This is a genomic window from Blattabacterium cuenoti (genome assembly GCF_014252315.1).
Taxonomy (GTDB): Bacteria; Bacteroidota; Bacteroidia; order Flavobacteriales; family Blattabacteriaceae; genus Blattabacterium; species Blattabacterium cuenoti_AI.
Genome location: NZ_CP059216.1, coordinates 228,878 through 245,023 on the forward strand (window position 1 = coordinate 228,878; position 16,146 = coordinate 245,023).

Genomic DNA, 16,146 nt, shown 5'->3' on the forward strand with positions numbered 1-16,146 from the left:
TAATATGTTAACCCTCTTTTATTAAGAGGGTTTTTTTTGTTGTATATGAAAAGATATATATAAACTAACTTTATAAAGAATTAATAATGGTATTAAAACAATTATAGTACTTATAATATCTCCTGGAGTTATTGCAGATGATATAATTAACATTACTAATAATGCATGTTTTTTATATTTATTTAAAAATTCATAAGATATTAATTCCATTTTAGTAAGCAAATACATAAAAAATGGAAATAAAAATATAATCCCCATTAATAATGTAGAATTAGTGATTAATGAAATATAATCACACAAATCGAAAATATTTTTAGGAATATAACTAATTTTAAAATAATATGCGAAATGAATTAAAAATGGACATAGTATGAAATAACCAAAAAAAATACCAATAGAAAATAAAACAAAAACCATAAAAAAAATTTTTATGGAATATTTTTTTTCTTTCTTAGAAAGAGCAGGACTTATAAATCCCCAAAATTCATAAAATATATATGGAAAAGACAAAATAATTCCTCCTATAAAACATGTCCATATATAAACATTAAATTGTCCAAATATTTTTCTATTTTGTATATACAGGTTATTGAAATAATAATTAGTTGAATAATTATATATTTCTAGTATTTTTATTAATTTTTTAAGTAAACGATAAGTGATAAAATTAATTTTTGCAGGACCAAAAATAATTTTATCAAATACAAAATTTTTGTTTATCATTAAAATAATCATAAAAATTATAATAATAATGAAACAACGGATTATACGTGTTCTTAATTCTTCAATATGTTTCCAAAATGGCATTTTTTGTTGTTCATTCATAAAAATTATAATTTTAAAAATTATTACAAATAATATTTATATAATAATATGAAATGTGGAATTATAGGTCTTCCAAATGTTGGAAAGTCAACATTTTTTAATATTATATCTAATTCTAAAGTTTTATCAAAAAATTTTCCTTTTTGTACTATAAAACCAAATTATGGAATAATTAAAATACCAGATGACAGATTATTTGAATTAAAAAAAATAATTAATCCAATAAAAATTATTCCATCTGAAATAAATATAGTAGATATAGCAGGATTAATTAAAGGATCCCATAAAGGAGATGGATTAGGAAATAAATTTTTATCTCATATTAGAGAAACTAACGCTATCATTCATATGATACGTGTTTTTGATGATATAAAAATTTCTCATGTAGAAGGTTATATAGATCCTATTAGAGATAAAGAAATAATTGATATAGAATTACAACTAAAAGATTTAGAAACTATAGAAAAAAGATTGAAAAAAATTGATAAAAAAAATATAAAAATTCATAATAAAAACATTTCTTCTTTATTAAGAAATATGATTTCTTTTATAAAAGAAGGAAAAAGTATTAGGATGTATCCATTTATAAATAATAATGAAAGAAAATATATAGAAGATTTACAATTATTAACTATAAAACCTATATTATATATATGTAATATAAATAATATTAATCATATAGAAAATAATATAAAAATAAAAAAATTACAAAATATAATTAATAAAGAAAATTCTGATATATTATTTATTTCTCTAAAAAATATAAATAGACAACATCTTAATCTTATATTTCATTCAATTTTACATTTACTTAATCTAAAAACTTTTTTTACAGCAGGTAAAAAAGAAATACGTGCATGGAATATTCCAAAATTATACACAGCATATGAAGCTTCATCTGTTATTCATACAGATTTTAAAAAAGGATTTATAAAAGCAGAAGTAATTAACTATAATGATTTCATTCGTTATAAAGATGAAACTAAATTAAAAAAATTAGGAAAAATTTTTTCTGCAGGAAAAAATTATTTAGTACAAGACGGAGATATTATGTTTTTTAAATATAATATTAATAAAAGAAATCATTAATATTATTATTAATATTATGTAGTACTTTATATATTAATGATATAGTTTGTTTTATATCATTTTTATGAACCATTTCTACTGTAGTATGCATATATTTTAATGGAATAGATATTAAAGAAGATAATATACCTGTATTAGAATAAGAAAATTCGTCCACATCAGTTCCTGTACTATAAGATGAAACTAATCTTTGAAAATTAATTTTATTATCAATAGCAGTTTTTATAATCATTTCTCTTATATTACTTTTTACAGACGGAGAATAAGTTATTACAGGACCTAATCCACATTTTATGTCTCCTTGTATTTTTTTATCTATCATAGGTCCAGATGTATCATGTGTAACATCAGTTATTATAGAGATATTAGGTTTTATATATTTTGATATCATTTTTGCTCCTTTTAATCCAACTTCTTCTTGAACAGAATTTACAATATATAATCCATAATTTAAATTAACATTATTTTTTATAATCATTTTACCTACTTCAGCAATAATAAATCCTCCTATTTTATTATCTAATGATTTAGAAACAAAATATTTATTATTATTTGTAATAAAAAATTTATCAGTATATGAAATAAAACAACCTACATTAATTCCTAATTCTAAAACTTCTTTTTTATTATTAGCTCCAACATCTATAAATAAATTTTCTACATTAGGATATTTTTCGCTAGAATTTTTTCTTGTATGAATTGCTTGCCATCCAAATACTCCATATATTATCCCTTTTTCTGTATAAATCATTACTTTTTTTGATAGAGCTATCTGGTTATCAGTTCCACCATTACGTGATACATATATTAATCCATCTTCTGATATATAATTTACAATCCAAGATATTTCATCTACATGAGCTTCAATTACTAACTTTTTTTTACTATTTGGATTTATAATAGCTACAGCTGTTCCATATAGATCTTCATAAGTTTTATTTACATAATTTTTTATATAATCCAACCATATTTTTTGTCCAACACTTTCGTTTCCTGGTGGAGTAAAACTATTTAAATAATTTTCAATAAAATTAATAGAATCTTTTTCTAACATAATAAATTAAATTTTTAATTTTTTTTAATAAAAAACCATCCTTCAAAAACTAATTTAACAGGTCCAGTTAAATAAATTTTTTGATATTCTTCATTTTTTATATCAAATGAAACCCATAATTTTCCTCCTAATGTATCAACTTCTATTTTATTATTATTTTTTTTTATTTTTCTATTTTCAACAGAAGCAATTACAGAAGCAACAACTCCAGTTCCACAAGATAAAGTTTCATTTTCTACACCTCTTTCATATGTTCTAACTTGAATATTTATATTATTATTTTTTAAATTATTTATTTGTACAAAATTAACATTAACTCCTTTTTTTAAATATTTATTGTTATATCTTATTTTTTTACCTATTTTACAAACATTTATATCAATTATTTTTTCGCAAAAAATAACATGATGAGGAGATCCAGTATCTATAAAAGTATAATTTGGATTAATTTCTATTTTATTTTTTTTTATTGATGCTAATTCAATAGAAATTATATTATTACTTTTAATAAATCCTTTATGATAACCATCAATAGTTTTAAATAGTGTTTCTGATTTATTTTTATTTGATAATAATCCTAATATTCTAGATAAATAAATAGCACATCTTCCTCCATTTCCACACATTGATCCTATTTTTCCATTTGAATTATAATATTTCATATAAAAATCACATTCATAATCTTTTTGTATTAGAATAACACCATCACCACCAATTCCAATATGTCTATTACATAATTTTTTAAAAAAATATTGATCTTGTTCATTAAAAATATTATTATATATATCATTAATAACAATAAAATCGTTTCCTGTTCCATGAATTTTGAAAAAATTTATTTTTTTATTATTATTAATCATACCTAAACATTATTTTATTATAAAAATTTAAAATTTGTATATTCTTCTTTTGAATAAATCCATATACTATATATATTTGTTTATAAATATCAACAGAATTAATGTAATATTATAATTTTTTATGAAAAAAATAATTTTTTATATTATTTTAAGTAGTTTTATTAGCTCAATGATGAGTATAACAGCGTATAAAAAATATATAGAAAAAGATCCTATACGATTTCCATCATGTAATAATAATAATAAAATTTACCCTTATTCAAATTCTTCTTTTATAAGAAAAAAAAGAATTTTTTCAAATAAATCTTCTTATTTAAAGCCTTTTTCAGATTATAATATATCATCTGAATCTAAATATGTATCATCAAATCCTGATTTTACTAAAGCTGTAAATAAAACAATAAATTCAGTTGTTAATATAAACAATTATTCAAAAACAAATGGATATGATATTGATGATAGTACTGATCCATTAGATTTATTTTTTGGATTTCCGTATGATTATTTTAATGATAGAAAAAATAATGATATAGAAAAAGAATATGATAAAAATGATGTTCCAGAATTTCATGGATCAGGAGTAATTATATCTGATAATGGATATATTGTTACTAATTATCATGTAATAAAAAATGCAAAAAAAATAGAAGTAGTTCTTAATAATCAAAAAAATTACATAGCTAAATTAATAGGAACAGATCCAAGTACTGATATTGCATTATTGAAAATAAATGAAAAAGAATTACCGTTTGTAATTTTTTCTGATTCAGATAAAGTAAAAATAGGAGAATGGGTTTTAGCAATTGGAAATCCTTTTAACTTAAATTCTACTGTTACAGCAGGAATTATTAGTGCAAAAAATAGAGATTTAGGCATATTAAATGATGATACAGATTATTCAATTGAATCTTTTTTACAAACTGATGCAGCTGTAAATCCTGGAAATAGTGGAGGTCCTTTGATTAATACTAATGGAAATTTAATTGGTATTAATACAGCTATTTCGTCTCATTCAGGAAATTTTATTGGATATAGTTTTGCTACACCATCAAATTTAGTTTTAAAAGTTGTAAAAGATATTATGAAATATGGATCAGTAAAAAGAGCATTTTTAGGAATTAAAGGGGTTGATTTATCAAAATCAGATTTTTTAAAATTCTATAATAGAAAAAATAATAAAAATATAAAACCCCAGTTTGGGTTACTAGTAGAAAAAGTATTTAATGGTGGATCTGCTTATTATGCAGGAATAAAAAATGAAGATATAATTAAAAATATAGACAATAAACAAATTCAAAATATTGGAGATGTTTCTTTTATTGTTGGAATGAAAAAACCAGGAGAAAAAATAAATATTGTTGTTTTACGAAATGGTAAAATAAAAAATTTTAATAATGTTGTATTGAAAAATATTTAATATAATTTTTAAAAAAAAATGATCAACAATTTATATATTGTATATGTTACTTTTATTATAATATAATATTGTTATTATTACAAATAATATATTTGGAACATAAATGATATACGGAGTAATATAATATTTAATAGAAACTATTTTAATAAATCCCACAAAAAATATATAAAAAAATACAGTTAATACTCCAATAATAATATTATATATAATTTCTCTATTTTTTTTTAAAGATATAGAAAATCCTAATATAGTAAATATTATAATAGTAATTGGAAAAATTATTCTATTATAATATTCATATAAATAAATATTTATGTTTTTTTTATTTTTTTTAATAAATTGATTTAATTCATAAATAGTCATGGATTCTAATATAATTTCTTCAGGATAAAAATATTCTGGAGATATAGGAAGTTTAATTATTTTATAAAATCCTTTTTTATAAAAATCTTTATTTTTATTATCATAAAAAAATATTTCTGAGTAATTATATAAGTGATATAATCTAGAATATTTAGACCATAAAATATACTTAGATTTTAATATATAAAATAATTTTTTATTATGAAAAACTACATAATTAAAATTTATACCTATATTTTTTTTTTTGTAAAAATTTTTTATAAAAACATATTTATTATTTGAAATTATAGCAGCTGTTGATTTATTACTTATATGAATATGAAATGGATTTATTAAATATTGATAATGAAATTTATTTTTTTTTTTATTTATAGTAGGAATTAAATAAATATTTGTTAATAATGTTAAAAATCCTATTATTGTAGCAGATATTAAATAAGGAATTATAATTCTTTTAAAACTAATTCCACTAGCTAAAATAGCGGTAATTTCTGAATTTTTTACCAATTTAGATGTAAACAATATAACTGAAAAAAATAAAAAAATAGGAGAAAAAGTTATAGCTATCCATATTGATAAATATGGATAATAGTATATTAATGCATTTTTTACCAAATTTTGATTATTATATAACTGATAAATCATACATTTAGTAATATCTATAGATATACATATTATCTGCATAGATATAGTAATGAATATAAAATATTTAATAGAATTTTTAATTATATAACAATCAAAAATTTTCATAATTTATTTTTTCTCATAAACTTAACTTATTGTATATACTTCAATATTATTTAAAAAAATATTTTCTATATATACCAACAAAATATAAATTGTATGACATATTTATATTATATAACAATAATCATAATTTTAATTTGTATAGTGTATAGTTTATTTAAATTAAAATATTATGGATTCTAAAAAATATCATATTCCAGTTTTATTAAAAGAGACTATAAAATATCTCATCACAGATATAAATGGAATTTATATAGATGCTACTTTTGGATTAGGAGGTCATTCTTCCGCTATTTTAAATAAATTAAGTAAAAATGCAACTTTAATTGCTTTTGATCAGGATAAGAAATCTATTGAAAAAAACTTAATCAAAGATAAACGTTTTTATTTATTTCATAATAATTTTGTTTATATAAAAAAATTTTTATCTAATAATAAATTATTAGGAAAAATATCTGGAATATTAGTAGACTTAGGGTTATCATATTTCCAAATTAAAGATTATAAAAGAGGATTTTCTAATCAAATACATTGTACTTTAGATATGAGAATGAATCAGGAATCTTGTTATTCTGCTCAAAATGTAATTAACGATTTATCAGAAGATAAATTAATTTATATATTACGTGAATATGGAGATTTTAAAAATGCAAAAAAAATTGCAAAAAAAATATTACAATATCGTAATAGAAAAAAAATTTTAACTAGCTCAGATTTAAAAAATATTTTTTTTATATCAGGATCATTTAAACGTAGAAAAAATTTTTTTTCAAGATTATTCCAATCTATACGTATAGAAGTAAATGATGAAATTAATTTATTAAAAAAATTTCTTTTTCAATTAAATGAAATACTTATGTTAGGTGGAAGAATAGTTATTTTAAGTTATCATTCTGTTGAAGATAGATTAATAAAAAATTTTTTAAAAAAAAGATTATCATCTATGATAAATTATAATAATAATTATGATTTATTTTCATTTAAAATGATTAATAAAAAAGTGATAAAACCTACTATTAAAGAAATTAATAAAAATCCTAGATCCAGAAGCGCTAAATTGAGAATTGGAGAAAAAATATTATAATATTTTAATATTTTTAACGTTAATCATTATTAATTATAAAATTACATATATAAATTTCTAAATTAATTAAAAAAATATATTGATAAATGGATATAAATGAATATCAAAGAAAAAGACATATAATATTATATAGATCTTATTTAATTAGTGTTTTATTTATAATTATAGCAATGTTTATTACATATAATTTATTTAAAATTCAAAATAATCCTGATAAATATAAAAAGTTTATAATAAAAAGAACAAAAAAATTTAAACTTAATTCAATTACAAAACAAATTAAAAAATATTAAATTAATATGTTTATTATTTTAAGTTTGAAATATTAGCTTTAATGACAATAACACTAGAAAATATTATAAAAAGATTAATAATATTAGAGATATTAGGATGTAATTATATATGTAATAAAATTATAAAAAAAATAACAATAAATTCTAAACTTGTAAAAAATAATACAATATTTATTGCAAAAAAAGGAAAAAATATAGATGGACATTTTTTTATAGAAGAAGCTATAAATAATGGAGCTAATGTTATTGTATGTGAAAAAAAAATGTTTTACATAAAAAAAAATATCACTTATATCATAGTTAAAAATTCTGAAGAAGCTTTAGGAATTATAGCCTCTAATTTTTATGATAATCCCACAAAAAAAATAAATCTTATAGGTATTGTAGGTACAAATGGAAAAACTACTATATCAACAATATTACATCAGATGTTTAATAATATGGGAGAAAAAAATATTCTTATTTCTACAATAGGTATTAAAATTTTATCTAATAAATATAAAAGTAAAAATACAACACCAGATATTATTGATATTAATAAATATTTAAATTTATCAATTAAAAAAGGATGTAAATATGCTTTTATGGAAGTAAGTTCACATGGAATACATCAAAAAAGAACTTTTGGACTATTATTCAAAGGAGGTATATTTACAAATATAACTCATGATCATTTAGACTATCATAAATCTTTTGATAATTATTTTTATATAAAAAAAAAATTTTTTGATAATTTACCTGAAAATTCTTTTTCTCTTATTAATAGAGATGATAAAAATTGTTTTAACATAGTAAAAAATACTTCTAGTAAAGTTTATTTTTATGGATTATATAAAAAATCAGATTTTAAAGCAAAAATATTAAATAATTCTTTTACAAAAAATCAATTTTTTATTAATGGAAATAAAATTACTATTAATTTAATTGGAAAATTTAATGTTTATAATATATTAGCTAGTTACGCTACATCTATTTTATTAGGTAAAAAAAAACAATATATATTAAAAAAATTAAATAATTATTCCTTTTATGTAAAGGGAAGATTTGAACAATTTATTTCTTATTCAGGAATAAGAGTTATAGTTGATTATGCTCATAATCCAAATGGATTAAAATTTATTTTAGAGACCATTAAAGAAATAATAGGAGAAAACAAAATTAATTTAATATGTGTTATTGGATGTGGAGGTAATAGAGATAGAAAAAAACGTTCTATAATGGGAAAAATTGTTTATGAAACATGTAATATTTCTATTTTTACTTCAGATAATCCAAGAAATGAAGATCCTAAAAAAATATTAATGGAAATGAAAAATTTTAATTCAGAACTTATTAATAAAAAACCTATTATTACATTTATAAATAGAAAAAAAGCTATTGAGTATGCTATCTCTATAGCAAAGAAAAATGATATTATTTTGATAGCAGGAAAAGGTCATGAAAATTATCAAGAAATAATGGGAAAATTATATTCCTTTAATGATATGAAAATTGCTAAATATTTTTTATCAAAAAAATATGATTAGTTATTATCCTATTTTTTTTAGATCTTTATTTACTTTATTTATATCTTTTTTTATTTCTTTATTTTTATTCAAAAAGATTATAATTTGGAATAAAAATAAAAATAATATAACAGAAAATATAAGAAAATTAGGAATTAAAGGAGAAAATAAAAAAATAGGTATTCCTACAATGGGAGGAATAATTTTTGTTATTAGTATAATAACATCTACTATATTATTTTCTTCTATAAATAATTTTTATATACTAATATTAATTATTATTACTATATATATAGGTATAATAGGATTTATAGATGATTATATTAAAATAAATTATAATAAAAAAGGAATTAGTCCAATTATAAAAATAATAAGTCAAATAATTATAGGTATTTTTTTAGGTATTAGTATATATTTTAATACAACAAACAATGAATTAAAAAAATTCAATTCAAATTATTATTTATTTTATAATAAAGGAATTAATACTAATATACCTAAATTTTTATTAAAAATTATAAAAAAAAAAGAATTCAATTATTCTTTTTTTTTTCTTTGGAGTAAAAAAAATAAATATAATTATACTTATATTACATTTATTATTATTGTTATTATAACAATGATATTTTTATCTAATGGATCAAATATTACTGATGGAATAGATGGATTGACGTGTGGATCCTCTTTAATTATAATGTTTAATTTTCTTATTTTTTCTATAATATCTAGTGATAAATATTATTCTAACAAATTTAATTTTATATATATTCCATATATAAAAGAAACTATAATTTTTATTTGTTCTACTATCGGAACTTTATTAAGTTTTCTTTGGTATAACATTTATCCAGCAAAAATATTTATGGGAGATACTGGTAGTCTTACAATAGGAGGAATAATTTCTGCATTATTTTTTATAAACAAAGTAGAATGCACAATTCCTATTTTATGTGGAATTTTTTTTATAGAAAATATTTCTGTAATTATTCAATTATTATATTTTATATATACTAAAAAAAAATATGGATTGAAAAAAAAATTTTTTTTAATGGCACCTATACATCATCATTTTCAAAAATTAGGATATCACGAAAATACAATTTGTATTCGTTTTATTATTATACAAATAATATTATCAATTTTATCATTTATATTATTAATTTCATGAAAAAAAAACTAATAGTAATATTAGGAGGAGGAGAAAGTGGAATTGGTGCAGCTTTACTAGCTAAAAAAAATGGATTAGAAATATTTGTATCTGATTCTGGTAAAATTTCATGTAAAAATAAAAAAATATTAAAAAAATATGATATTCCTTTTGAAGAAAATGGACATACAGAAAGTTTTATTATAAACAAATCTTATAAAATTATAAAAAGTCCTGGTATTTCTAAACAAAATAATTTAATAAAAAAAATATATTTAATGGGTATTCCAATATTATCCGAATTAGAATTTGGAAAATATTATATTGATAATAATTCTTATATAATAGGAATTACTGGAAGTAATGGAAAAACTACAACAAGCTCTATCATATATAATATTTTAAAAAAAAGTAACAAATTTAATGTAGGGTTAGCAGGAAATATTGGAGTTAGTTTTTCTAAAGAAGTTTTAAAAAAAAGAGATTTATATGTATTAGAAATAAGTAGTTTTCAAATAGATGATTCTTCTAATTTTCATATTAATATTGCAATTTTGTTGAATATTACAAGAGATCATTTAGATATATATAATAATATGGAAAATTATATTTATTCTAAATTTAGAATAACTTGTTTTCAAAATAAAAATGATTTTTTTATTTATAATTATGACGATCCAATAATAAGATTAGAATTAAATAAACATAATTTTTTACCTAAATGCATTCCTTTTTCTGCAAAAAAAAAATTAAGTTATGGATTTTATTTAGATAAAAATTATAATCTTTGTTATAAAGAAAAAAAACATTATAATACATATTATAAAATTAGGGATATTTATTTATTTAATAACAATATATATAATATTATGGCTGCATTAATTGTATCTAAAATATTAGATGTTGACAACCGAATAGTTAATTCTGTTCTTAAAATTCCTCAAACAATAGAACATAGAATGGAAAAAATTCCATATGTTATTAATGGGGTTAAATTTATTAATGATTCTAAATCTACTAATATAGGATCAGTATTTTTTGCATTAAAAAATACTAATAATCCTATTATATGGATAGCAGGAGGAATTGATAAAGGAAATAATTATGAAGAAATTATTTCTGTTGTAAAAAAAAAAGTTAAAGCTATAATTTGCTTAGGAGTAAATAATTTAAAAATTTATTGTTTTTTTAAAAATATTGTTCCTATTATAATTAAAACAAATAATATGAAAAAAGCAGTTTATATTTCTTATAAATTATCAAATCCAGGTGATAATATATTATTATCTCCTGCTTGTTCTAGTTTTGATCTTTTTAAAAATTATGTGGAAAGAGGAAACAAATTTAAAGAAGAAATAAAAAATCTTTTTTATTCTAAAAAAAATGAAAAAAATAGATATTAACAAATATATAAAAGGAGATAAACATTTATGGATTTTTATTTCTTTATTATCAATATTTTCTTTTTTTTCTGCTTATACTATAAGTAGTAGTTTAGTTATTTTTTACGAAAGAGGATTCTTTAGTATATTTTGTTTTCTTTTTAAACATTTTTTTTTATTATTTACAGGATTTATTATACTTTTTACTACTCAGTTTATAAATTATAAATTTTTCTACAAAATGTCAAAATTTTTTCTTCCAGTAGTATTACCAGTAGTATTACTTATATTATTATTTATGACAGTAATTAGAGGAGAAAAAATGATTGGAATAAATATATTTAAATTTATATATATTCCTATTATTGATAAATCTTTTCAAATTTATAATATAGCAAGTTTATTTTTATTTATTTATTGCGCTAGATATTTAACAGATAAAAAAAACGATAAAATTGAATTAATAAATTCTTTCATTCCACTTTTATTTCCTATATTTCTAGTTATACTACTTGTATCACCTTACAGTAGATATAATGCTATTATTATTTTTATTTCAATTTTAATTTTCCTTTTTATAGGAAGATATCCTATTATTAATCTTATAGGTATGTTTTTAATTGGTATATTATTTTCAGTAATATATATACTTTTTTTTATACATTGTAATGAAAAATATAATATTGACGTTGATGAAAATATGTGGAAAAATAATATAGAAAAATTTTCTTTTGAAGAAGAAAATTATAAAATAATAAAATCAAAATTCAATAATAAAATTGTTAAAAATTCAGAAAATGATATACTAAAAAATTTTTTACCAGAATCTTATTCTGATTTTATTTATCCTATTATAATAGAAAAATATGGATTTTTTGGTGGTATTATATTATTATTTATTTATTTACTTATTCTGTTTAGAATTATAATAATTGCAACAAAAGTACAAAATTATTTTTGTACATTATTAGTGTTTGCAGTTGGATTCCCCATTATTATTCAAGCATTATTTAATATGGGATTATCTGTAGGAATATTACCATTTACTGGACAAAATCTACCATTAATTAGTACAGAATGTATTTCTATTTGGATAACATTTTTTAGTTTTGGAATTATATTAAGTATTAGTAGAATGATATATGAAAAATCTAAATTAAAATTTTAATGTTTCCTAAAATAATTATTGGTAGTGGAGGGACTGGAGGCCATATATTTACAGGTATAGCTATAGCAAATGAATTAAAAAAACAAATACCAAAATCTGACATTTTATTTATAGGATCTAAAAATCATATGGAAATGAAAAAAATTCCTAAGTCAGGATATATTATAAAAGGCTTATCCTTATCAGGAGGAAGAAATAAATTGTACTCTATATATTCAGTATTTGTTTTATTTACACAATTAATTAATAGCTTTTTATTAGCAAATAAAATTATAAAAAATTTTTCTCCTAATATAGTTATTGGTACTGGAGGTTTTGTTAGTTTTCCTACTTTATGTGCTGCAAAAAATAATAAAATTCCTATACTAATACAAGAACAAAATTCTTTTCCTGGATTAACAAATAGAATATTTTCTCGTTATGCTAAAAAAATATGTGTTGCTTATGAACAAACAAGAAAATTTTTTCCAGAAAAAAAAACTATTATAACTGGTAATCCAGTTCGTTCTAATATTTTAGATCTTCCTAGTAAAAAAAATGCGTGTATTAATTTAGGATTAAAAATTAATAAACCAATTATTTTATCTATGGGAGGGAGTCAAGGAGATAACTTTATAAATAAAGTATGGATTAAAAGTGGATTAAAAAAATTAATTCATATGGATTTACAACTTATATGGCAAATAGGAAATTTTGATATAATAAAAGAAAATAAAATATCAAAACATCCTAATTTAGTTATAATGGATTTTATTGATGATATATCTATATGTTATGCAGCAGCAGATATTATTGTTTCTAGAGCAGGTGCTTTAACAATATCTGAAACATGTTTAATAGGTAAGCCTCATATATTAGTTCCTCTTCCTCATTCATTAGATGATCACCAAAACAAAAACGCAAAAATATTAGAAGAAAAAAATGCTGCTATAATAATTAAAAATGAAGAATTAGAATGTAAATTAATAGATTCAATTACAAAATTGGTTAATAATATTAGTATAAGAAAAACAATGAAAAAAAATATGTTAAAATTAGGTAAACCTAATGCTACTAATGATATAACTAAAGAAATATTAAGAATTATTCTATGAATTATGTAAACTTAAATAAAATAAAATTCTTTTATTTTTTAGGAATAGGTGGTATAGGAATGAGTTCATTAGCTAGATATTTTAATTCTATAGGAAAAATAGTTCATGGATATGATAAAAATAAAACACATATAACAAAAGATTTAGAAAATGAAGGTATAATAATTAATTATTATGATAATATAAAATTTATTCCACATTGGATAAATTCTGAAAAATGTTTAATTGTTTATACTATTGCTATTCCAAATAATAATAATCAATGGAATTTTATAAAAAAAAATGGAAAAAATATAAAAAAAAGATCTCAAGTTCTTGCTATGATCACAAAAAACAATATTAGTATTGCTATAGGTGGTGCTCATGGAAAAACTACTACTTGTACATTATTAGGACATATTTTATATAATTCTGGAGTGAAAATTACGGCTTTTTTAGGAGGAATATCAAGAAATTATAGATCTAATTTTATATCAAGTGGAAAAGATTTTTTTCTAACAGAAGCTGATGAATTTAATCATTCTTTTTTATATTTGTCTCCAAATATAGTTTGTATTACTTCTATAGATCAAGATCATATAGATACTTATTCTAATAAAATAAAATTAGAAAATGCTTATATGAGTTTTTTAAAAAAAATTAAAAATCCATATAAAAAAATTTTCTTATGTAAAGAAGATTCTTTTTTACCTAAATGTAAAAATGCAATTTATTATTCATTAATAGAAAAAAAAGAATATTATACAGACAACATTATTACAAAAAATAATGTATGGTATTTTGATTTTCATACTCCTAAAGACGTTTGGAAATCTATGGTATTACTTATGCCAGGATTTCATAATATAAAAAATGCTACAGCTGCTTTATCTATAGCTGATTATTTAAACATTAGTCAAGATAAAATAAGAAAATCATTATTATTATTTAAGGGTATAGAAAGAAGATATACTATTCATTATCAATCTAATAACAATAATAAATTATTTATTGACGATTATGCACATCATCCTACAGAAATAGATAATTTAATTATAACTGTAAGAAAATGTTTTCATAGAAAAAAAATATTAGGTATTTTTCAACCTCATTTATTCAGCAGAACGAAATATTTTGAATATTATTTTGCAAAAGTACTAGAAAAATTAGATTTTTTAATTTTGTTGGAAATATATCCAGCTAGAGAATCTAAAAAAAATTATGATAATATTAGCTCACATACACTAATAAAAAAAATAAAAATGAAATCTAAAAATAAAGAGATAGCATCAATTTCTAACGTAATAGAAATAATTAATAAAAAACAATTTAATTTTGATATTATTCTTACAATAGGAGCAGGAAATATAGATACTTTAATTATTCCAATAAAAAAATGGTTATATGAAAAATATGGGAAATAAATATGAAAAATATTTTATTTTTATTACATTATTATATCTAATGTTCATGACTTTACTTATTTATTCATCTCAAAAAGAACATAATAACAGGCCACTTAAAAATGTTATTATATCAATATATCCATCTAAAAATGAAAAGATAAATCGATTATATAGTAATATTATTAAAAAGGCTATATTTCAAAATATAGGAAATTCTATAAAAAATAGAAATCAATTATGTTTATCAAAAATAGAAAATAAACTCGATAATATTCCATTTATAAAAAAATCTCAAGTTTTTGTTGGAATAAATGGAGATCTTAATGCTACTATAAATATTTCTTATAATAATCCAATATTAAAAATTATTGAAGGAAGTAAAATATATTATCTGGATGAGAATGCAAATTATTCTGATATATGTTTTAATTATATTCCTGGTTCATACAAATTAATATCTGCAAAAGGATATTTCTCAAAAGGAGAGATAAAAAATTTATTAAAATTAGTTAAAATTATTAATCATGATAAGTTTTTAAAAAATTACATTGTAGATATAGAAAAAAATGGAATAAATAAAATTATTTTTAACACAAAAACAGTAAAATATTTTTCTACATTAGAATGTAATTATAAAAACATGGAAAATAAATTAAATATATTAAAAATATTTCATCAACAATATGTTTTATAGAAAAAAAATCCAGTAGTAATATAAAAAAATATAATTTAC

At 19.2% G+C, this 16,146-nt stretch carries 15 protein-coding genes; 11 read left to right on the top strand and 4 right to left on the bottom strand.

Annotated elements, in window-relative coordinates; all coding sequences use genetic code 11:
- Positions 1-21: 21 nt before the first annotated feature.
- On the bottom strand, positions 22-825 hold the full coding sequence (gene tatC, locus H0H39_RS01115; RefSeq protein ID WP_185877558.1) for a twin-arginine translocase subunit TatC: 804 nt from the start codon (positions 823-825) through the stop codon (positions 22-24).
- Between the two features lie 48 nt (positions 826-873).
- Here tatC and H0H39_RS01120 point away from each other — a divergent pair, with 48 nt between their 5' ends.
- Complete coding sequence (locus H0H39_RS01120; protein WP_185877559.1) at positions 874-1,914, top strand: DUF933 domain-containing protein; 1,041 nt, start codon at positions 874-876, stop codon at positions 1,912-1,914.
- On the opposite strand, the gene H0H39_RS01125 is transcribed toward H0H39_RS01120, so the two are convergent.
- Together H0H39_RS01125 and dapF are read right to left on the bottom strand one after the other, a co-directional pair.
- Positions 1,895-2,968, bottom strand: coding sequence for a zinc-binding metallopeptidase family protein (locus tag H0H39_RS01125; RefSeq protein WP_185877560.1), 1,074 nt, complete (start codon positions 2,966-2,968; stop codon positions 1,895-1,897). The two genes, H0H39_RS01120 and H0H39_RS01125, sit on opposite strands and share 20 nt — an antisense overlap.
- Before the next feature lie 14 nt (positions 2,969-2,982).
- The gene (gene dapF, locus H0H39_RS01130; RefSeq protein ID WP_185877561.1) at positions 2,983-3,828 is read right to left on the bottom strand and encodes a diaminopimelate epimerase; all 846 of its coding nucleotides are present in this window, start codon (positions 3,826-3,828) and stop codon (positions 2,983-2,985) included.
- A 121-nt stretch (positions 3,829-3,949) separates the two neighbouring features.
- Between dapF and H0H39_RS01135 the strand changes: the two genes are divergently transcribed.
- Entirely contained in the window at positions 3,950-5,245 is a 1,296-nt protein-coding gene (locus tag H0H39_RS01135; protein WP_185877562.1) for a S1C family serine protease, read from the top strand.
- Positions 5,246-5,275: 30 nt separating this feature from the next.
- Here H0H39_RS01135 and H0H39_RS01140 read toward each other — a convergent pair whose 3' ends face one another.
- Complete coding sequence (locus H0H39_RS01140; RefSeq protein ID WP_185877563.1) at positions 5,276-6,358, bottom strand: LptF/LptG family permease; 1,083 nt, start codon at positions 6,356-6,358, stop codon at positions 5,276-5,278.
- Between the two features lie 169 nt (positions 6,359-6,527).
- On the opposite strand from H0H39_RS01140, the gene rsmH reads away from it, so the two are divergent.
- From rsmH to H0H39_RS01185, 9 genes are all read left to right on the top strand, one after another.
- Positions 6,528-7,439 carry a 16S rRNA (cytosine(1402)-N(4))-methyltransferase RsmH gene (gene rsmH, locus H0H39_RS01145; protein ID WP_185877564.1) on the top strand — a complete coding sequence of 304 codons (912 nt, stop codon included), beginning with the start codon at positions 6,528-6,530 and terminating at the stop codon, positions 7,437-7,439.
- An 86-nt stretch (positions 7,440-7,525) separates the two neighbouring features.
- Complete coding sequence (locus H0H39_RS01150; RefSeq protein ID WP_185877565.1) at positions 7,526-7,732, top strand: hypothetical protein; 207 nt, start codon at positions 7,526-7,528, stop codon at positions 7,730-7,732.
- A gap of 41 nt (positions 7,733-7,773) precedes the next feature.
- Positions 7,774-9,258 (top strand): UDP-N-acetylmuramoyl-L-alanyl-D-glutamate--2,6-diaminopimelate ligase, encoded by a 1,485-nt coding sequence (locus H0H39_RS01155; RefSeq protein WP_185877566.1) that lies wholly within the window; start codon positions 7,774-7,776, stop codon positions 9,256-9,258.
- On the top strand, positions 9,251-10,405 hold the full coding sequence (locus tag H0H39_RS01160) for an MraY family glycosyltransferase (protein ID WP_185877567.1): 1,155 nt from the start codon (positions 9,251-9,253) through the stop codon (positions 10,403-10,405). The genes H0H39_RS01155 and H0H39_RS01160 overlap by 8 nt, the downstream gene beginning before the upstream one ends.
- Positions 10,402-11,787 carry a UDP-N-acetylmuramoyl-L-alanine--D-glutamate ligase gene (gene murD, locus H0H39_RS01165; RefSeq protein WP_185877568.1) on the top strand — a complete coding sequence of 462 codons (1,386 nt, stop codon included), beginning with the start codon at positions 10,402-10,404 and terminating at the stop codon, positions 11,785-11,787. Before H0H39_RS01160 ends, murD begins: the two co-directional genes overlap by 4 nt.
- Positions 11,768-12,934, top strand: a complete 1,167-nt coding sequence (locus H0H39_RS01170) for an FtsW/RodA/SpoVE family cell cycle protein (protein ID WP_185877569.1) — start codon at positions 11,768-11,770, stop codon at positions 12,932-12,934. The genes murD and H0H39_RS01170 overlap by 20 nt, the downstream gene beginning before the upstream one ends.
- Positions 12,934-14,028: an undecaprenyldiphospho-muramoylpentapeptide beta-N-acetylglucosaminyltransferase gene (gene murG / locus H0H39_RS01175; protein WP_185877570.1), complete on the top strand. Its 1,095-nt coding sequence runs from the start codon at positions 12,934-12,936 to the stop codon at positions 14,026-14,028. The genes H0H39_RS01170 and murG overlap by 1 nt, the downstream gene beginning before the upstream one ends.
- Positions 14,025-15,431, top strand: a complete 1,407-nt coding sequence (gene murC / locus H0H39_RS01180; RefSeq protein ID WP_185877571.1) for a UDP-N-acetylmuramate--L-alanine ligase — start codon at positions 14,025-14,027, stop codon at positions 15,429-15,431. The genes murG and murC overlap by 4 nt, the downstream gene beginning before the upstream one ends.
- The gene (locus tag H0H39_RS01185) at positions 15,412-16,107 is read left to right on the top strand and encodes a cell division protein FtsQ (protein ID WP_185877572.1); all 696 of its coding nucleotides are present in this window, start codon (positions 15,412-15,414) and stop codon (positions 16,105-16,107) included. Before murC ends, H0H39_RS01185 begins: the two co-directional genes overlap by 20 nt.
- The last annotated feature ends 39 nt before the right edge of the window (positions 16,108-16,146 follow it).

Coding starts and splice junctions, on each gene's coding strand:
- tatC (WP_185877558.1), bottom strand. CDS start 825: ATGAATGAACAACAAAAAATGCCATTTTGGAAACATATTGAAGAATTA.
- H0H39_RS01120 (WP_185877559.1), top strand. CDS start 874: ATGAAATGTGGAATTATAGGTCTTCCAAATGTTGGAAAGTCAACATTT.
- H0H39_RS01125 (WP_185877560.1), bottom strand. CDS start 2,968: ATGTTAGAAAAAGATTCTATTAATTTTATTGAAAATTATTTAAATAGT.
- dapF (WP_185877561.1), bottom strand. CDS start 3,828: ATGATTAATAATAATAAAAAAATAAATTTTTTCAAAATTCATGGAACA.
- H0H39_RS01135 (WP_185877562.1), top strand. CDS start 3,950: ATGAAAAAAATAATTTTTTATATTATTTTAAGTAGTTTTATTAGCTCA.
- H0H39_RS01140 (WP_185877563.1), bottom strand. CDS start 6,358: ATGAAAATTTTTGATTGTTATATAATTAAAAATTCTATTAAATATTTT.
- rsmH (WP_185877564.1), top strand. CDS start 6,528: ATGGATTCTAAAAAATATCATATTCCAGTTTTATTAAAAGAGACTATA.
- H0H39_RS01150 (WP_185877565.1), top strand. CDS start 7,526: ATGGATATAAATGAATATCAAAGAAAAAGACATATAATATTATATAGA.
- H0H39_RS01155 (WP_185877566.1), top strand. CDS start 7,774: ATGACAATAACACTAGAAAATATTATAAAAAGATTAATAATATTAGAG.
- H0H39_RS01160 (WP_185877567.1), top strand. CDS start 9,251: ATGATTAGTTATTATCCTATTTTTTTTAGATCTTTATTTACTTTATTT.
- murD (WP_185877568.1), top strand. CDS start 10,402: ATGAAAAAAAAACTAATAGTAATATTAGGAGGAGGAGAAAGTGGAATT.
- H0H39_RS01170 (WP_185877569.1), top strand. CDS start 11,768: ATGAAAAAAATAGATATTAACAAATATATAAAAGGAGATAAACATTTA.
- murG (WP_185877570.1), top strand. CDS start 12,934: ATGTTTCCTAAAATAATTATTGGTAGTGGAGGGACTGGAGGCCATATA.
- murC (WP_185877571.1), top strand. CDS start 14,025: ATGAATTATGTAAACTTAAATAAAATAAAATTCTTTTATTTTTTAGGA.
- H0H39_RS01185 (WP_185877572.1), top strand. CDS start 15,412: ATGAAAAATATGGGAAATAAATATGAAAAATATTTTATTTTTATTACA.